Origin of the sequence: Achromobacter sp. PD1 (assembly GCF_048541815.1) — a bacterium.
In the GTDB taxonomy this organism is placed as follows: Bacteria; Pseudomonadota; Gammaproteobacteria; order Burkholderiales; family Burkholderiaceae_B; genus Achromobacter; species Achromobacter bronchisepticus_A.
This window is the reverse complement of record NZ_CP183349.1, coordinates 4,348,414-4,368,661: the sequence shown is the minus strand read 5'-3', so window position 1 is coordinate 4,368,661 and position 20,248 is coordinate 4,348,414. Positions and strand designations below refer to the sequence as shown.

Sequence of the window (20,248 nt, the reverse complement as noted above, 5' to 3'; positions counted from 1 at the left end):
AAGGCCGACGGCAGCGTCGACCAGCAGCAAAGCATAGACGCCGTGGTGGTGGCGGGCGCGGTGGCGGTGTCGGTGGCCTATGCGCCGCCCATCGTCGACGGCGCCAGCCTGGCGGTCTCGGGCGCCGGCGCCGGCGCCAGGGCGGTCAACAAGATCAAGACCTCCATCACCGCCAGCATTACGGACCAGGGCCAGGCGCATGCCTGGGATGCGGGCAGCGTGTCCGTTACGGCGACAGACCAGTCACGCATAGACAGCACGATCGCCGCCGTGGCGATCTCGGTGGCGGTGTCGCTGGGTGCGACCGCGTCGCTGTCGGTGGCCGTATCGCTGGCGCAGAACGAAGTCGCCAACGACACGCTGGCCAAGGTGGATGGCGTGAACTTCACCGGTGCGCCGGTCATAACCGTCAAGGCCGACAGCAAGGCCGACATCCACACCGTGGCGGTGGCGGTGTCGATCGCGGCGGGCGTCAGCCTGGGCGGGGTTTCGCTGGCGGGCGGAGGCGCCGATGCGCGCAACGTGATCGGCTCGTCCGCGGTGGCGATCATGGAAAACTCGCGCGTCAGCGGCAACGGCGCCAACGCGCTGACGATAGACGCCGACATGAGCGGCACCATCAAGGCCACGGTAGTGGTCGCCAGCGTGGCCTTCACGGCCGCGGGCGGCTCGCTGGCCATCGGCGCCTCGCTGGCCGACAACGAGATTACGCAGGCGGCGGGCGCGCGCGCCAGCCTCGCCAATACGCAGGTGTCCAACCTGGGCGCCATCAACGTCACCGCCGATACCGTGCAGACGCTGGAAGCGGTGGTGGTGGCGGGCGCGGTGGGCATCGCCTACCAGGGGCTGGCGCTGGCGGCCGCCGGGTCGTCGGCCTACAACACCTCGCGCGCCGTCACGCGCGCCGAGGTCAACGGCCTGACGCAGATCGACCCCAATGTGCGGGGCGCGGCCAGCCTGAACATCAAGGCGTCGAATAAGTCCACGCTCAAGGCGACCGCCGCGGGCGCGAGTCTGGCGGGTACCTCCCAGGGGCTGGCGCTGTCGGTCGGCGTGGCCCTGGCCAGCAACAAGGCGCTGGGCGCGGTCGAGGCGGCGCTGTCGAACTCGGTGTTGAGCGCCGGCGCAGGCGTGCAGATGACGCGGGCGACGGTTACGGCCGAAGACACGACGACGCTGGAGGCCAAGGCCATCGGCGCGTCGCTGGCGTTCGCAATGCAGGGCGGATCCCTGTCCGTGGGCGCGTCGGTGGCGCGCAACGTGGCAGCCATGAGCGTGCAGTCGTCCGTGACCGGATCGACGCTGAACGTGTCGGACGCCGTGGCGGTGTCGGCCAAGGAAACCGCGACGCTGGACGGCGTGTCGGTCGCGGCCTCGGTTGCCGCGGGCTTTGGGGGCGTGGCGGTGTCGGGAGCGGGGGCGGAGAGCACGCAGACTGTCGCCAACGACGTGGGCGGCTACATCAGCGGCTCGACGGTCACGGCGGGTACCGGCGTGTCGGTCAAGGCGGACAATACCTCCAGCATCTCGGCCGTGGCTGGCGCGGTGTCGGTCAGCGCCACGGGCGCGGGCCTGGGCGCCAGCATCGGCGTGACAATCGCCAAGAACACGTTCGGCGTCCATTCGGACGACGGCGTCAACCGCGCCAACCGGGCGCTGGCCTATATCGACAACAGCACGATCTCGGTCGCCAAGGGCAATGTGGACGTGCTGGCCACGTCCAGCGAAACGCTGACCAGCGTCAACTTCGCCGGCAGCGTGGCGGTGGCGGGCTTCGGCGGGTCGGCCGCCGGATCCGGAGTGCAGGTCAGCAACCGCTTTGCGACGGCCACCTCCGCCTACATCCAGGGCTCGGAAGCCATCGCCGGCATCATCGGCGGGGCGGGCTCGGTGAACGTGCGCGCCCAGGACAGCAGCACCATCCTGAAGTCCGGCGCCTATGGCGTGGCCGTGGCGGCGTCGCTGCCCGTGCCGGGAAATTTTGGATTGAATCTGGCCCTGGCCGTGACGCTGGTGGATAGCGTGGCGGCCAACGAGGTCAGCGCCTATATCAATACGGCCAACGGCAAGAACGTCGGCGCGCAGGATGCAGTCTCGGTCGTGGCGGTCGAGAAAACCGAATTCAAGGGTCTGGACGCGGTCACAGCCTCCGTGGCGGTCGGCGGCGGTATCGCGGCGTCGGGCGCGGGAGTGCGCGTGACCAACAACACCCGCAATACCGTCAGCGCCCGGGTCTCGGGCGCAGGCAAGGTGGGGGCGCTGGGCAAGGTAGAGGTCAAGGCCGATACCCAGGTCCGCGCCGATATCGACCTGACGCAAGTCAGCGTGGCGGTGGGCATGGTGGGCGCGGCGATCGGCGTGGGCATTGCCGAAAACATCGCGCGCGACACGACCACGGCGACCGTGGACGCCACGACCGTCAGCGCGCCGCTGGTGGACCTGAACGCGCTGGTCAGCGTGGACTTCAGCCAGACCCAGACGGCCGGCGTAGCGGCCACCACCGGGCTGGCCGTCAACGTGAACAAGGCGCTGGTGGACATTGCCACGACGACGCTGGCCGAAGCGCGCAACGGCGCGGTCTTGCAGGGCCTGTCGGTTACCACGCCGGGCCTGGGCGAAACCCCGGGCATGGTCAATATCAATGCCCAGGGCACGTACTACGGCCGGGCCTATTCCAAGGCGATCACCGGCGGCGTGATCGGCGTGGGCGTGATGAACGCCGAAACCCGCCTGGGCGGCTCGCTCAAGGCATCGGTGGACAACGCGACGCTGCAGGGCGCCATCATCGGCGTGACCGCGAAGGGAACCACGGAGCGCAATGGCGAGGCCGGCCTGCTGGCCGAGGCCCGTTCGCTGGAAGTGGGCGGCGTGACGGTATCGATAGATAGCGCCTCGCTGACGACCTCGCTGGACACGCGCGTACAGATCGGCAACAACGCCCGCATCGACGGCACCCTGCTGAGCATCACGGCGGACCAGGTGCAGTCCGTGGACGTCAAGATGGACGCCGGCACGATCGCGCTGGTGGCGGGACGGCAAGGCAAGATAGACGTCGATCTGGGCGGCAAGTCCGCCATCGAGATCGGCGGCGGCGCGCACGTGATCGGGAACAAGCTGGATATCCGCAGCAACAATACCGTGCGCGGCACCTCTACCCTGAGCGGCTATTCGGTCAGGGTGGCGGGCGCCGACGTCAGCAAGCACACGGTCACGATCAAGCCGGAGTCGAGCATCACCGTTACCGGCGCGCGGCAGGCCAACAGCACCCTCGATACGGCCGGCATGACCGTGGTGCAGGCGCGGGGCAATTTCGATACGCCAGGCATGCTGGACCTGGTCGCGACCAACGACATCATCTACACCCAGCGCAACAAGATCACCGGCGTGGCGGGCGTGTCCGTGACGCTGTCGACCAACAAGCTCAGCACCGACGGCGCGCTGGCCCAGGTCAAGGTGAACGGCGCGTTCCTGCGCAATGCCTTCGGCGACGTGGTCATGGCCGCCAACACGCGCGGCGTGACGACCACGATCAGCGATCTGCTGGTGGTTTCCGTGTCCAGCTTCAGCAAGTCGGACAGCAACAACAATCTGACGGTGCGCAACGCCATCCAGATCGACAACGCCTCGATTGAAGGCGACAACATCCTGGCGCTGGCGGGCAACGGCAAGGCGACCGATCCTTTGTCGACCGGTTATCTGCTGGCCAACGACAACGTGTCGTTCACCCTGGTGGGCATCGCCCAGGTGCCGGCGGTGGACAGCGGCGCCAAGGCGCGCCAGATCAACACCGTGCTGATCGACGGGGTGGCGGCCAACGGTTCGGTGCTCAAGGCGCAGCGCAACGTGCGGCTGGAGACCAATCCGTCGAAGCTGGACCAGGCGCGCGTGAACGGTTCGGTGCAGGTGATCGGCCTGAACCTGAATCCCACGGTCAAGCTGGCCGAGGGCGTGGTGGATACCACGTCGAGCAAGGTGGCCACGGGCGCCGCCACGCGCATCATCGCGGGCGTGAACAATGCGGCCAACCTGTTCGTTATCCCGGCCGAACTGCTGGAGGAACTGGGCTACACCAGCGCCACGCTGCCCGCTGCGGGAGCGCCGCTGCGGTTCGACTCGAATTCACCCGCGGTCAGGGCGATCCTGGAGAAGCTGCTGGGCGCGGGCAAGACCAGCCTGGACGGAGCGCCAGGCACGGTCAACATCGACGTGCGCTATGAACTGACCGCGTTCAGCGCCAGCGACATCAAGGTCAACGTCACGGCCGGGATGATCATTGAGCACAACGGCAGCTACTACCGCTACAACAGTCCCAACAGCCGCGACCTGGACCTGGCGGCGGAGGACTACGCCAACAGCAGCTATTGGATGTACTTGGGCAATCCGACGGCCGCCCAGGTCGGCGATGCCATGAAGTCGAACTTCGGGAGCTTTGCCGCCGGCAACGTCGGCAAGCTGTACTTCGTACTGAAGACGGTGGACATTGCCCAGCCCACGCTGCGCTATGCCAGCCAGCAGAACGTCATCAGCGAGCAGATCCGCACGTTGACGCGGATGCAGGCCGAGCATGCGTCGAATCCGCAGGCCGTGGCGCGCTATCAGGCCAATATCGCCGCCTTGCAGCAGCAGCTGCAAAGCATCCAGATGGGCGTGAAGCTGCAGAATGGCCAGATCCGCTACCTGGATTCCTTCAGTACCTTCTTCATCGACATGCCGGACATGTACGCGTCCGGCGGCTCGGTCTATGTGAACGCGACCGATACCGGCGGCGTGTACCGGTCGGGCATCGATGCCCGCGCCAACACCCAGATCAATATCGTCAACGATTCGCCGATGCTGATGAACGTCCGGGACGCGGTGGTGCTGGACGGCACCATTATCCGCCCGGGATCCGACGGCCAGCTCAAGGTCTTCAAGACCGGACACCTGTACGTCAACGACGTGTCCGTGAAGGGCGCGTCGGGCGCCGACACGGCCGAGGTCAGCATCAGCCAGATCAAGAACGGCTGGGCCGCGGACCCGTTCGGCGGCGCCTTGAACGACCCAGACGATCCGACCAACAGCGTGGCGAAGATGATTGCGAACGCGCCGGTCGACCTGAGCCTGATGGGCGCGGTGGTCAACCCGCTGGGCAAGGTGTCGGTGATCAACGCGCTGGGCAGCATCAATGTGTCGGGAACCATCCAGGCGCTCAGCCTGGACATCGTGGCCAAGGGCAACTTCAGCCTGCAGAGCGAGGGCTGGTACAACTCGGGCGCCGATCCCACCTTCCTGAACGACAAGTGGCAGAACGTCATCAACGCGCTGAAGAACAGTGGCGCCAGCACCGGCATCGACGACACGATGCAGAACGTGCTGCTGAAGTGGGGCTATACCAAGCTTGAGCCTTTCTCGAAATACCTGAACGACAACCCGGCGGCGCGGGATTCGCGCATTTTCGCCCTGGGCGCGATCAGCATTTCAGCCTTGACGCTGAACATCGACGGCAAGATCCAGAGCGGCGTCACGGATGCCTACATCAAGATCGACAGCTCTTTCCGCGGCGATCAGGACAAGGCCTTGCAGGATGGCAACGGCTACGCCATCAACGGCGTGTCGTTCAGCGCGGACGGTTCCCTGAACCGCTATGGCGCCATCACGGGCCGTTTCGATTACGCCACGCAGACCATCATCCTGGATCCGGTCAGGCTGGCGGGCGGCAGCATTTCGCTGACCGGGCAGATCGTGTCGGTGGGCAACGGCAACCTGGTCGTGGCCAACGGCTACGCCTCGGTCCATATCGACAACCAGACCACCTACGCGCTGGTGACGCACGATATCGACGTCAGCACCTATCGCCGCGGCCGCATCGAAATCATCGATACGTCGCGCGGGCAGAAGGACTTGTATGAACTGCAGGGCCTGAACAATGTCGTGCACACGGTCTGGAACAAGTTCGTGCAGGTCACGCCGGACCCGGCGGATCCGCTGGCGCTGAGCTGGATCTGGGTCTACGAGAACGCCGCCGGCCAGCGCGATGCTGGCGGATTGAGCAATTCCGCCGGCACGCTGCAGGACGGCCGCACGCTGACCCTTTCATACAAGCCGCAGACTGGCCAGATGATGGTGTGGGTCATGGGCTGGACCTCGGGAGAGACCACCACCACGGTCTACACCACCAAGCGCTTCAACCTGTTCGGGGATTGGGATCCGCTGGGCTGGCTGACCGACAACGACACCACCAAGTCCGGCCCCGTGACGGTCTACGAGACGCCGCGCCCGGTGCTGGTATCCACGGTGCTTGCCTACGACGGCATCAATTCGGTGCCGGATGCGCTCAAGCAGCAGCTGGCGGCCAGCGGCAAGCTGAACGAAGCGCTGCTGCCGTCCACGATCGAGGGCAGCGGCACGCAGAGCCTGGTCGAGGACGCCAACGGCGACATAGTCGGCCCCGACGGCAAGCACTACCGCCTGGAATCGTCGGGCGGCACGGCGCTGGACACGTCCGCGTTCAGCGTGGCCTACCGCAAGTTCAATACCGGCGTGATCGTGCGCAACGACGGCCCGCACACCAGCGGGGGCGGCTGGCTGCGCACCAAGACCACCACGCTCACGCAAGTGGTCGAGAAGAAGCAGCAGGAGCTGTTCACCTTCTATGTGCCGGCATCGCAGGAGATCACGCTGAGCTTCATGGGCTCCAGCAACAGCGATAACGCCATCTACATCCGCAGCAACGGCAACGTGACGCTGGCTGGCAACCTGATCGTCGGCAATGGCAAGACCGTGCGTATCGAGGCCGTGTCGGCCTCCACGCCGACCTCCATCACGATGCAGGGCGAGGTCGGCATCATGGCGCGCGATGCCAACGGCCAGATGCCGTCCGGCGCATCCGCCGTGGTCAATGTCGACGCCATCGCGCTGGGTGGCGCGATCAACCTGAACATCATGGGTTCCAGCGGCTACACCCGGGCCGAGGCGCGCAACGACATCCGCCTGAACTACTTCTCGGATGGCGGCGCCAGCTCCTGGGCTTCCTTGAAGAAGGTCGCCTCGTCCGCGGGCACGGTCTACATCGAAGCGCTCAACGGCATCTTCAGCCACGCGTCCGCGGGCAACGACACGGTGGTCTCGGGTAACCGGATCGAGCTGAACGCAGGCTACGGCGCCATTGGCACGGCGTCCAAGGCGCTGGTCATCCATGCGCGCCAGGGCTTCGCGGCCCAGGCGGGCCTGGCGGGCGGACCCGCTGGCGCCGACAAGAGCATCTATCTGGCGCAGAACGTCCTGAACGCCGACCTGACCCTGGTCAAGCCGGTGAATTGGAGCAACCCGCAGGCCGCCGTGTACGCGGAATTGGGTGGCGTGCACATCAGCCTGAACGGCGGTTCGCTGCTGGACGGCGAACTGGCGGACACGCGCACCGCGACGGAAAAGGCCTACCCCACGGTCACGGCCAAGATCCTGGCCGAACTGAGCGCGCAACTGGCGCAGTACGACAGTTATTGGTCGGGAGTGCGCTCGCTGCAAACCGCCACCGTGACGCTGGGCGGCGCGGGCACCTACCTGAGCACGCAGGCCGAGGGCGGCCAGTATCTGGCGATCGGCATGACGGCCGATGAGTATGCCGCGGTCTTGCAGGCGGCGGTCGACGGCCATCGCCTGGTGCGCCTGGCGTACAACAACAGCCTGAACGGCAACGCCCGCACCGAGATCCTGGGATATCTGGGGCTGGTGGCGGGTAGCGGCGCGAATGGCGTCTATCGGTTCAGCTTCACGCTGTACGATCCGTCCAACCCGGGCGCGGGCCCGGTGTCGCTGGCCTCGCTGGGCTATACCGCCGGCAGCCAGGGCGTGCTGTACGGACCGTCGTATGCGCTTGCGGGCGCAACGGAGCAGTCCAACGCCAATCTGCCGATCAGCTTCACGCTGCCCACGGGCGCCCTGACCACGCAGCAGGGTTCCGATACGCTGCGCCTGCAGCTCACCGCCGATCAGATGACGCAGTTCGCCGCCAAGGCGGATCCGTCCATCGTCGACTACGCCCAGCGCGTGCTGGCGGGAATGCGCAGCTACACCAGCATACTGGTGGGCGGGCAGGTGCTGGCGATCGATCAGATCCTGCCCACGGAATCGTGGTGGGGGTCGAACAGCTTCGATACCGTCCTCATCCGGCTCAAGTCGCCGTATGTGGGCGATCTGACCACCGCCGATCCCAATGGCCATCGCGAACTGAACATCGTGCTGAGCAATGGCGCCGATACGGCCGGGGCCGCCAGCTACACCGGAACCACCGACACGGTGCGGCCCGCTGTGCCGGCCGCGGGCGCCGTGGGCACGCCGCAAGCGGGCGATCAGGACATCAGCTCGGCCATCGTCAACGCGATCCTGCAGCACAACCTGGCGAACCCGAACGACCAGATCGCCACGGGCGCGGGCTCGCTGTACGCGAACCTGACCTCCACCGCGCCGAATAGCGCATGGTCCGTCATCGAACGCTCCGTTGTCTCCAATCAGCTGCTGCTTTCCGGCACGCAGCTGGGCTGGAGCATGCCAGGCGGCGTCTCCTCGGTGGCAGCCTACAACCAGTGGATGAACAATGCCGGCAACGGGCTGATCGGCAGCGAGATCACCTTCACGATAGACGGCGTGAGCTACACGCGCCGCATCGAGTCCCTGAGCCTGGTCCAGGCGGACGGTTCGCCCGCCACCAGCCTGTACAACTCGCAGAACCACGTGTCCGTGACTTTCTCGGGCACGGCGGTGGAGACGAAGAACTATTACATCCGCAACGGCGCGGGTACGGTGGTCTCGACCCGCTTGCCGACGGAACTGGCGTACGGCTTGACCGGCCTGGGCAAGGGCGCGAGTTCGGGTGCGGCTACGCTGGCCGTGGCGTACACGGTGCAGCGCGGCTTCGGCGCGTCGGCGCTCAAGCAGGGCGTGCTGACGTCGGACACCCCGACGTCCTACTGGGGCTGGTACGGCAGCAACCTGTTGCCCTTCCACACCTACACGGAGAAGTCGGGCGCCGGCGCGGGCTACGCCGAGTACGTGGACATGGGCAACAGCTTCAGCTGGGATCTGACCGGCGCGGGCTTGAGCGACAGCGCGCGCACGCAGCTGGCCAACAGCATCAAGGCGCTGTTGCAGAGCGGGCAATCGATCTCGCTGGCGGGCCTGGAACTGTACATGACGAACCAGAACGGCGCCTTGCAGGGCCATGAGCTGGGCGTCTACGACAACGGCACGCTGCACATCCTGACCATCGTCGATGCCAACGGCAATCCGCTGACGGCCGCCAGCTCCGACAGCGACTGGCTGACCGGCCGCATCACCTTCAGCGGCAAGGTCTACGCGCAGAAGTCGCAATTGATGGACCTGGACGTCTACAAGAACACCAACGTCCACGACCCGGTTGCCACCGGCGCCTATACGCCGACCTTGCAGGGCAAGACCGTCAACGCCGGCATCCGCCTGGTCGACTCGGGCTTCGCGCAACAGTCCCTGACGCAGTTCGGCGTGGCCACGCTGACATTGCCGGGGACCGACCGCCTGGTGCAGGGCCAGCGCATCGAGCTGAGCTTCGCGAATTCGACGCAGACGGTCATCTATTACGTGCAGAGCGTGAACGGCCGCGTGGTGACCCTGTCCGACAGCGTCGACGGCGCCTTCAATGGCGGCGACCCTGTCACCGTCGGCAAGATCCTTGCGCTCGCGGGCAATTCTCCTGGAGCGGTCACCGTCAGGCTGCTGGACGCAGCCGCCAGCGGCGCTTCGGTACAGGCCGACAACGTCATTACGTTGACCGACATGAACATCGTGCCGGTCACTGACGCAAGCGGCCAGGTGACGGGCTATCGCGCCTTGCAGGACTTCGACCGCGTGTACCTGAACGACGTGCGCCTGCAGACGGGCAAGGTGTCCAGCCTGCAGACCAACGTGGCCTACTACGTGCTGGTCGGCGCCAACAATACGATCCAGCTGTTCGCCTCCAAGGAACAGGCGGTGCTGTACCAGCAGATCCAGGCGCTGAACCAGACGGCGGAGGGACAGGCGCTGGCCAAGGCGCTGTTCACGGATGCCGGCATAACCGGCGAACTGCTGCGCGGCTTCGCGGCGGCGGACGTGCGCGGCATGTTCACCGTCTCCACGCACCTGTTCCAGACGCAGGCGGCGGGCTCCACCGAAGGCTTGAGCGCCCAGCTGCAAGCGTTGCATGAACAGTTGCGCAACCAGGGCTTCGACCCCAACTACCTGCCGGCCGCGCTGGACATTGCCGCGGCCAAGGACCTGGTCAAGTCGACGCGCAACCAGGTCGTCTACGACTACGTGGTCGACAAGGAATTGGCGCAGACGGCCGAGTATCACAACTACTGGCGCGATAGGCTGGAATCCGTTGCCGGAACCGCGGTCTCCGGATTGACGGCCGTGGCCGATGGCAGTTTCAAGCTGGCCGACATGAACATCGTCGACGACGGCAGCGGGCAATTGCGCGCCTTGCGCACCGGCGACGAGATCTACTTCCGGCACTCCGTGGGCGACGTGCGGGCCGATACGGCCTACTACGCCATCGTGGGCGCGGACGGCACGATCCGGTTGGCGGCATCGCTGGCCGACGCCATGCTCTACCAGACCGGCGCAGGGCAGAATGACGGCTTGCTGGCCCTGTACCCGAACCTGGGCCAGGCCATCACGCTGGCGTTCGACGCGTCCAGCCTGAATGGGGCAGGGGTGGAGGCGTATACGCGCGTCTACTCGGTGCGCGCCGACGCGCCGCCGCAGACCGCGCAGGAGATCGCCCTGTACGGCCAGACCTATGACGCGGGCCATTTCTTCTACTTCTCGACGGCGACGCTGCGCAATATCGAGAACAACCTGCTGTATCCGGTGTCGGCGGCCATCAACGAACAGGTCTTCGACCTGGAGGTCAGCGGCGAGGGCGCGCCGCCCGCCGACCGCTTCCTGAACGTGAAGGCGGGCGCGGACATCGTGCTGCGAACTTCCGGCCAGGGCTCGATCGGCGCCGAACTCGGCGACTACACCTTGCAGTTGCCCAACCTGGGCGGACTGTCGGAAGCCGACCGCGCCAACGTGTTCGACTCGCTGCCGGAGGCCGACAAGGCCATCCTGTCGCGCGCCAACGCGGTCAACCTGGCGGGCGTATACCACACGCTTTACCGCTACATCGGCCCGGCCGGCACCATGCCGCTGGACCGCGCCAGCGTCGATTTCTCCGATACGTCGCTGTGGCAGCGCTTTGAACCGCTGTTCTCCAACGATGCCTCGCTGATGCTGGGCAGGACGCTGGCGGCCAACAGCGCCGTGCAGTTCCTGTTTGCCGAGCGTTTCGACCTGTACCAGAACAGCCGCGACGTCTTCATCTACAACAGCAAGATGCTGGAAGGCGCAACGGCGGGCCAGCGCAGCCAGTTGCAGGCCAATATCGATGCCGCGCGCGCCAGCGGCGTGCAGGTGGTGGATATCGGCAGCGGCTTCCTGGATCCGGTCTGGAGCCAGATCAGCGTGCCGTACATGGCGCAGGATGGCGCCAGCCCGCAGGCGCTGAGCGCCGGCATGCTGGTGGGCGATATGCGCGACCCGCGCTATCTGACGCTGAAATTGACGCGCTCGCTCGCCGTGCAAGCTGTCAACGGCGTGGTGTCCGCATACAGCGACACCACGGTGGGCCTGGACTCGCCGCAGGGCAGCATCCGCCTGGGCGACATCCATGCCAAGGAAGGCATCACCATCACGGTCAGCGCGCAGGGCGGCTCCATCATCGGCACCGACGCCGGCACGCTGGAAAGCGCCGGCCAGGTCAGCCTGGTGGCGGACAAGGACGTCGTGGGCAGCACGCGCGACGCCAACGGCATCTATCAATACGATGGCGCCAAGCACCTGCAGCTGAATCTCGCCGCCGGCCATTCCCTGTACGTGGAAGCGGGCGGCGTGGCGCGGGTGTCGCAGGTGGGCGCGCAGGACCTGAACCTGGTCCTGGCGCACACCAAGGGCACGGCGGCAGGAGGTTCGTCCTACCAGGCGGACGCCAATCTGCTGGTCGGCCAGGTGGTGTCGGCCGGCAGCGTGACGCTGCAGGCGGGGCAATCGATCCTGAACGCCACGGCCCAAGGGCAGCGGCAGTATGCGAACGTGGTGCTGTCGGATCTGGGCGCGGCGGACCTCGCCGCCTTGGGCTACACGCGGGAGGTGGTCCTGATCGCCGGCCAGTCCGTGGGCCAGCTGGGCGCGGACCTGTCGCAGCAGGGCACACCGCTGCTGATCAGCATCTCGCAGAGCGACGCGCAGGCGGTGGTGCGCGCCTCGGCGGCGCAAGGCGTCAATCTGTACGGCATGCACAGCCTGCGCCTGGGCGGCATCGACGTGGTCGATACCAACGGGGTTCGCGGGGATGCGCGCATCTATGCGCTGGATTCGATCCTGAACGGCACGCCGTCCGGCCAGGCCGCCGTCACGGCGCGCAACGTGTGGCTGGAAACCCTGTCCGGCACGATAGGCGAGCTGGGCTCGCCGCTGTTGACGGACCTGTCGGGCCATCTGGTGGCCTCGGCTCAAGGCTCGATATCGCTCAGTCAGTTGGGCGTCCATGACTTGACGCTGTCTCGTGTGGAGTCGCGCTCGCGCGATGAGGTGCATCTGGCCAGCCAGGCCAGCATCGTCAACGACAAGACGGCGCATCCGGGAGTTTCCAGCGGCCGGACGGACGCGGTCGTGACGGGCGGCAGCCTGTACTTCACGGCGGGCGGCTCGGTTGGCGGCTATGCGCAGTCCGACGTCGCCGGCGTGCAGGTCAACGATGCCCTGATCGTGGCGGCAGTCGGGCCGCAGGCGACGATCAACGCCCTGGCGGGCGGCGACGTGGCGCTGGTGCAGGCGGGTGCTGCCACTGACGCGCAAGGCGTGTCGCAGGCGTTGTCCATGAACATCGGCCGCATCGAGGCGAACAACGCATGGCTGGTGGCGCGCCACGAAGGCGGACAGACGGCGGCCTCGGGCGACATCGTCCTGGCGGCGGACTCCGTGATCAGCGTCATGGGCGCGCTCAGCCTGCTGGCGGGCAACAACCTGTCGGTGGCGGGCCGCAGCGGCCTCATGCCGGGCGCGCTGATCCAGGCGGGCCAGCGTATGAATCTGCGCGTGGACCGCGATGACCGTGGCCAGGCGGGCTACGGCAAAGCCGCGGTGGCGGACATCAATGGCCGCCTGCTGGCGCCGCAGGTGCATGTCTACGGCAGTGCAACGGGCGACAACGCCATCACGTTCGGCGCCAGCGCCGAGATCGGCGGCGGGGTGGATGGCAATGGGGCCTTGGTCCAAGGCCTCTTGCTGGACGTCACCGGCGGTTCTGGCCGGGACCGCGTAACGCTGCGGGCGCAGTTGATCGACCAGCAGGACACCGTCGTGCGCACCCTGGACGGCGACGACGCGGTGGTGTTCGATGCATCCGATCTGCGCGGCAACGCCCTGGTGCAGACCGGGTTGGGCGACGATGCGGTGTCCGTGTTGAATACGCGGATCGCGGGCGCGTTGACCGTGCTGGCAGACGCTGGCGACAACACGGTGCTGCTGGAAGCGGCAGCCGTGGGCGGCGATACCGTCATCACGACCGGTTCTGGTTTTGATCAGATCACCATGCTGGCCAGCGGCTTGGCCGGCGGACTGACGGTGGACGCAGGCGATGGCGGCAACGTCGTTGTGCTGGAGCGCGCGACCGTGGGCGGCGATACCGTCATCACGACCGGTTCCGGTGCCGACCTGATCACGGTGCTGGCCAGCGGCTTGACCGGCGCACTGACGGTGGAGGCAGGCGATGGCGGCAATAGCGTTCTGCTGGACCGCGCGACCGTGGGCGGTAACACCGTCATTACGACCGGTTCCGGCGTCGACCAGATCACCGTGCTGGCCAGCGGCTTGGCCGGCGCACTGACGGTGGACGCAGGCGATGGCGGCAACAGCGTTCTGCTGGACCGCGCTACCGTGGGCGGCAATACCGTCATCACGACTGGTTCCGGTGCCGACCAGATCACGGTGTTGGCCAGCGGCTTGGCCGGCGCACTGACGGTGGACGCAGGCGATGGTGGCAATAGCGTTCTGCTGGACACCGCGACCGTGGGTAGCAATACCGTCATCACGACCGGTTCCGGTGCCGACCAGATCACGGTGCTGGCCAGCGGCTTGACCGGCGAACTGACGGTGGACGCAGGCGATGGCGGCAACAGCGTTCTGCTGGACCGCGCGACCGTGGGCGGCAATACCGTCATCACGACCGGTTCCGGCGCCGACCTGATCACCCTATCCGAGTCGGACTTCCTGGGCCATCTGGCCGTGGATGCCGGCGCGGGCGACGACAAGATCTGGATGTCCCGCATCCTGCTGGCGCGGGGCGCCGCCGTGCAGGGCGGAGAGGGCGACGACTACATCTACCTGTCGGCGCGCGCGCTGGCGGGCGGGATTTCGCTGCGCGGCAACGACGGCAACGATCTCATCGTGCTGGATCAACTGCCTTCCTTGACCAGCCAGCAAGGCTCGCCAGGCGTGACGGACCGGGTGGACGTGGATGGGGGCCGCGGCGCCGATCACATCGTCGTGAACCTGAACGCGGCGCTGACCTCCATCATCGTCAACGTTCACGATTCCGACGACCACGGCCGCGAAAATCTGGCCGACGTCAACAAGCTGACCATCAACGGCACGGCTCAGGACGAGAGCTTCCTGGTCCGCGCCAACCATGTCGCCAAGATCACGCCGCAAGGCGCGGGCTATGCCGATTCGGTCCAGCGCGTGAACTACGACCGCAGCATGACGGGCGGACTGCGCCTGAATGCGGTGGATGGCGGCAACCGCTTCTATATCGACGACACCGGCACCCACGTGGTCATCGACGGCGGCCTGGGCAGCGATCCGGCCAAGCACAACGAGTACCAGGTCGGACAACTGTACGCGCTGGACCGCCAACTGCCGCAAGTGGCTGCCGGCGACCAGATCGGCACGGTGCTGACGACGCAGGGCTATCTGTCGCGCGGCAACAGTTACGGCATGACGCTGTACGGCGCGGAGAACAGCAGCAACGTGTTCCGCGTCTACAGCAACGCCGCGCCGCTGGCCCTGCATGGCGGCAAGCGCGACGACGAGTTCATGGTCTATGCCTTCAAGCAAGCGCAGGCGCAGGCGGACGGCGGGCGCGGCTATGTCGTGAACGGGCCGGTTGCCATCGACGGCGGTGCGGGCCTGAATACCTACACCATGCTGGGTTCCGAGGACGCCGACGCGTTTGCGCTGACGCAGGAAGGCATACGCGGCGCGGGGCTGAACACCAGCTACCAGAACATCCAGCGCGTCAACCTGGATGCGCGCGAAGGCAATGACCACATCTACGTGTTGTCGACCCGCAGCAACGTCATCACGACGCTGATCGGTGGCAGCGGCAGCGATACCTTCGATCTGTCGGGAGATGTGGCGGGCAATACCATCGTCACGGGCCGCGGCGGTTCGCGCGACGTGTTCGATGGCGCGCAGCCGGTCAGTATCACGGCGCAGCCGGGCGAACTGGACGCCGATGGCGGCAATACCCTGTCGTTGTCGGTGAGCCTGGACGCCAGCGTGCTGCCGCGCCCAGCATCCGGCCAGGCCTACGTTTCCCTGAGCAGCGCCATGGTGGCATCCGCGCTGTACGGGTCGGTGTCGCAGGGCGCGGGCCTGTCTTCTGCCGATGCGCTGGCTGCGGCCATGCAAGGTCTGCAAGGGCGCGGCGTGCTGCTGTCGACCGACGGCGGCCAGACCTGGCATCAGAGCGTGGTGCTGGCCTTCGACGCCAATGGCGCAGGCGCGCACGCCTGGGGCGCGGCGCAGCAAGTGTTGATCAAGGTCGAGGGCGGAGCCGGCGTCGGCCTGCCGCCCGTGAGCCTGGCCGGCCTGGACCTGCATCTGTCGGCCTCGCTCTTCACCACCCTGCCGGGGTTGCAGGATGTGGCGCTGCCGCCCATCCTGGTGCGGGTGGCGGATCCGGCCTATGCCGGTGCGGCCAACGAGCCGGGCAAGGTCCGCAGCCCGCGGGCCACCGATCAGCCCGTCATTACGGTGGATCCGGCCACGGGCGTCAGCTACGCCAACTATGGCGATCAGCCGCACGACGTATCGGGCATCCAGGGCAGCTTGCTGATTGAAGGCGCAACCTTGGACCGCCCGGGCTACGACAGTGCGTTGCACGCGGGTGTGGGCCTGCCGAGCGAGTCGGATGGCGTCCTGGGCGCGCGCGATCAGGGGGCGGTCTCGACGGCGCCCGTCAATGACCGCATTCGGATCTTCGACGACGGCGCCACGGCGGGCAAGACGGGCATGCAGGACCAGGTGGACAACCTGAGCGGACTGGGCCGTCTGTACGGCAACGCGCAGGCGGCCGATTTCGGCCGCATCACCGGGCTGGGCATGACGCCGGGACTGGGCGGCGCGGGCGGCACGGTGTCGCTGTCCGGCCAGGCCGGCACTCACGTGTACGACCGCGGCGTCATTTTCCATGGCGTGCAGTCGGTCAACACCATGCTGGGCCAGGGCGACGACACCTACACGGTGCGTCACGCCACGGTCGGCACGGTGACGCTGGTGCAGGGCGGCGGCGGCAACAATCTGCTGGTGGCCGAGGGCGGCACGGTGGGCGGCGCCGACCGTCCGGTGCTGCTGTTCGGCTCGACCAGCCAGGACGACTCCTACTACACCGCACTGCCCGGCCAGCGCCAGGCGGGCCAGGCGCTGCATTTCGGCGCGGCCGGCAACAACGTGCTGGATGCGCGCACGACCACGCAGGGTGTCATCCTGTACGGCGGCGCGGGCAATGACCGCATCCTGGGCGGCCTGGGCAACGACCTGATCGCGGGCGGCGGCGGCAGCAATGTCATCGACGCGGGCCAGGGCAACAACATCGTGTTCGGCAATGCCGGCATGAACATAGACCTGGGCGCGCCGATGGACATGGGCGCCGCGGCGCGGGCGGATCTGCAATCGCTGGCGGCGCTGACCTTGGTGCTGACGCCGCAGCAGGCCGCAGGCCTGGCCGTGGGCGGGTCGGCGGACAGGCTGGCGGCAGGCGGCAACACGATCATGGCAGGCGACGGCAACAACATCGTGTTCGCCAACTTTGGCCGCATCGTGACCGTGGACCCGGTGAACTACCTGCGCGACCGCGGCGACTTCATCGATACGGCGGCGCCGAGCGCCGGTGCGCGCTATCTGGCGGGCGCCGGACTGCGGATGCTGGAGACGATCAACCTGCCGGCGGGCGGGCTGAATACCATCACCGTGGGCGCGGGCCGCAATGCCTTGTTCGGCGGCATGGGCGAGGACGTCATCCGCGCGACGGGCGCAGGCGGCTTCAATCTGATCGCCGGTGACGGCGCGCGGGCGCTGTACACCGCCGCCGGGCGCATCGCCATGTTCGAAACCTCGTACCCGTCGACGGGCGGCCGGGACAGCCTCTACAACAATGGCGAGGGCGTGATGCTGGGCGGGATGGGCGCGGACCAGCTGGAAAGCGGCGCGGGCAACAACGTCATGCTGGGCGACAACGGCCGCGTGGCCTTCGTCAACGACCGTGTCAGCCTGATCGAAACCACCGATATCGCTTTCGGCGGCGACGACATCCTGCTGGCGGGGACCGGCAGCAACTACATGCTGGGCGGCCTGGGCGCCGACAAGTTCCGCGGCGACTTCTCCAAGGATGTGATGGTGGGCGACTTCGCGGCGATCTACATCGACCCGGCGAGCGGCCGCGTCATCAACCTGACCCGCTTCGGCCAGGGCGGCAATACGCCCGACCTGATCACGCGCGCCATGGAGAACCTGTTCTCCTGGAACGGCAACTTTGGCGATTGGCCGCGGCCCGCGTTCGGTGCGCTGGCCGGCTGGGGAGCGGCGGATGGCCAGACGGATGCGCAGGGGCATGCTTTGGCCGCCCGCGTCAGCCTGGGCGTGGCTCGGCCCGACATCGTAATCGAGCGCCACGACGGCGGGCTTTCCGATTATGCTTCGTCGGCCGCGCCGCACCAGGTGTCGATGCGCACGGATCAGACTGTGCAGGACGGGGGCCAAGGCTATGCCGGCGGCGCCCAGGCTGCGTCGCCGACTTCGGCGCCGGTCGAGGATGCCGTGCCGCCGGACGCGGCGCCGGCAGCCGAGGGCGCGGCGCAAGCCGAGCAGCCGGACGCCGGGGCGGATGCGCAAGCGCCGCTGTCCGGTTCATCAGCGGCCGAGCGGGTGGCACTGGCCGCAGGGGTGGGCTTGCTGGGCTTGAGCGGGGCGTTGGGCGCGGCCTCCAAGGGTACGGTCGTGTTCAATTCGAAGACCAACACGTGGGAACCCAAGGCAGCCCGCAAGCGCGGACTGAGCGTGCGCCGCCGGGAACCCGAGCTGACGGAGACTGGAAGCGAGGATGAATGATGCAGTCGTGCCCGCGCAGGTGAAGCGCGCGGACCTGGCCTGGTGGTCGGCGCTGTCGGCCGCCAGCGACCGCCAGTCCTTCCTGGACGCCTGGCTGGCCTTGCAGGCCGGCCAGTTGACGGGTGTGCGTCATGCGGCGCTGATCCTGGGTGAACCGGATGCCGGCCCCTTCGAGGCGGCGTCCCAGTACCCGCCGGGCAGCCGGGCCGGCGCGGCGTTCTATGGCGCAGTCGACGAATCGCTGCAGGGACGGGAGGTCGCGGTGTCGGCCGACGCGCTCGGACTGGTGGTCGCCTATCCCATCGTGCTCGATGGACGCATCCATGGCGTGGCCGCATTCGAGACCGCCATGCAGGCGCCTGAGCCGCTGGTGCAGGCGTTGCGCTGGGGCGCGGGCGTGCTGGAGCTCTGGCTGTTGCAGCGGCAGGAAGCCGACAGCGCGCAGACGGTCGAGCGGCTGATGGTGGTGATCAACAGCGTGGCGCGAGCGCTCAAGGAAGGGCAGTTCAAGGATGTGGCGCTGACGCTGGTCACGGATTTGGCGACCCGCCTGGAGTGCGACCGCGTCAGCATCGGCTTTCGGCAGGACGGCCGCTCCAAGGTGTATGCGCTGTCGCACAGCAGCCGGCTGGTGCAGAACATGAATCTGATGCGCGCCGTGGCCGAGGCCATGGACGAGGCCATCGACCAGAACACCACGCTGTGCCTGCCGCAAGACGAAGCGCGCACGATCCAGCTGCGCGCGCATCAGAAGCTGGCGCGCGAGTTTGGCAACGGCAATGTGCTGACCGTGCCGTTCGCGCCCGAGGACGAGGCGCGCGGCGCCCTGGTGTTCGAACGACCGGACGAGCATCCCTTCGACCGGCAAAGCGTCGAGCTATGCCAGAGCGTGGTGCTGCTGGCCGGCCGCGTGCTGTACCAGCGCCTGCAGCAGGAGCGCCCCTTCTGGCGCAAGTGGCGCGATGGCGCGCTGCGCGAAGCGGGCCGTCTGCTGGGACCGCGCTACATCGGGCGGAAATTGGCCGCGCTGGCGCTGGTGACCGTTGTAGCGCTGGGCGTGTTTGCGCACGGGCCGTACCGCATCAGCGCGACCGCCACCGTGCAGGGCGTGGTGCAGCGCGTGCTGGCGGCCCCGTTCGACGGCTACATCAGCGATGCGACGCGCCGCGCTGGCGACGAGGTGAAGCAGGGCGACGCCCTGGCCGCCCTGGACACGCGCGAAACCGAGCTCGAACTGCTGCGCGCGGGCAATCTGGAGGTGCAGTACCGCCGCCAGGCCGAAGAAGCCTCGGCGCGCGGCGATAGCGCGGCGGCCGCGATTGCGCAGGCGCAGGCGCGCCAGGCCATGGCGCAGATGCAGTTCCATCGTGAACAGATCCAGCGCTCGACGCTGCGTGCGCCGTTCGATGGCACGATAGTCAGCGGCGACCTGAGCCAACAGTTGGGCGAAGCCGTCAAGCGCGGGCAGGAGCTGTTCAAGCTGTCGCCGCCGGACGGCTACCGGCTGTGGCTCGACGTGGAAGACCGGCTGATCGATGACGTGGCAGTTGGCCAGACGGGGCGGGTGGCTCTTGCCGCCATGCCCGACCGGCAGATTCCTTTCACGGTCACGCGCATCGTGCCGCTGGCCCAGGTGCAGGAGGGCAAGACGGTGTTCCGGCTGGAGGCCAGCCTGGATGAGAAGGCGGCGCCCGCGCTGCGGCCAGGCATGGAAGGCGTGGGCCGCATCGATATCGACGAGCGCCGCTACGCCTGGATCTGGACGCACGGGTTTTTCGATTGGCTCCGCCTGAAATGGTGGGCCTGGTTCGGCTGAAGAGCAGAA

Annotated in this window: 2 protein-coding genes (1 of these 2 cut by a window edge); both read left to right on the top strand. The window is 67.4% G+C overall.

The annotated features are described in order from the left end of the window. Positions 1 to 18,423, top strand: partial view of a DUF4347 domain-containing protein gene (locus ACM1PE_RS20610; protein ID WP_419340809.1) — the 3' portion only. It extends 13,491 nt beyond the left edge of the window; only the last 18,423 of its 31,914 coding nucleotides appear in the window; its start codon lies off the left edge, out of view; the stop codon is at positions 18,421 to 18,423. Next, the gene (locus ACM1PE_RS20605) at positions 18,416 to 20,239 is read left to right on the top strand and encodes an HlyD family secretion protein (RefSeq protein WP_419340808.1); all 1,824 of its coding nucleotides are present in this window, start codon (positions 18,416 to 18,418) and stop codon (positions 20,237 to 20,239) included. Before ACM1PE_RS20610 ends, ACM1PE_RS20605 begins: the two co-directional genes overlap by 8 nt. Positions 20,240 to 20,248 lie beyond the last annotated feature (9 nt).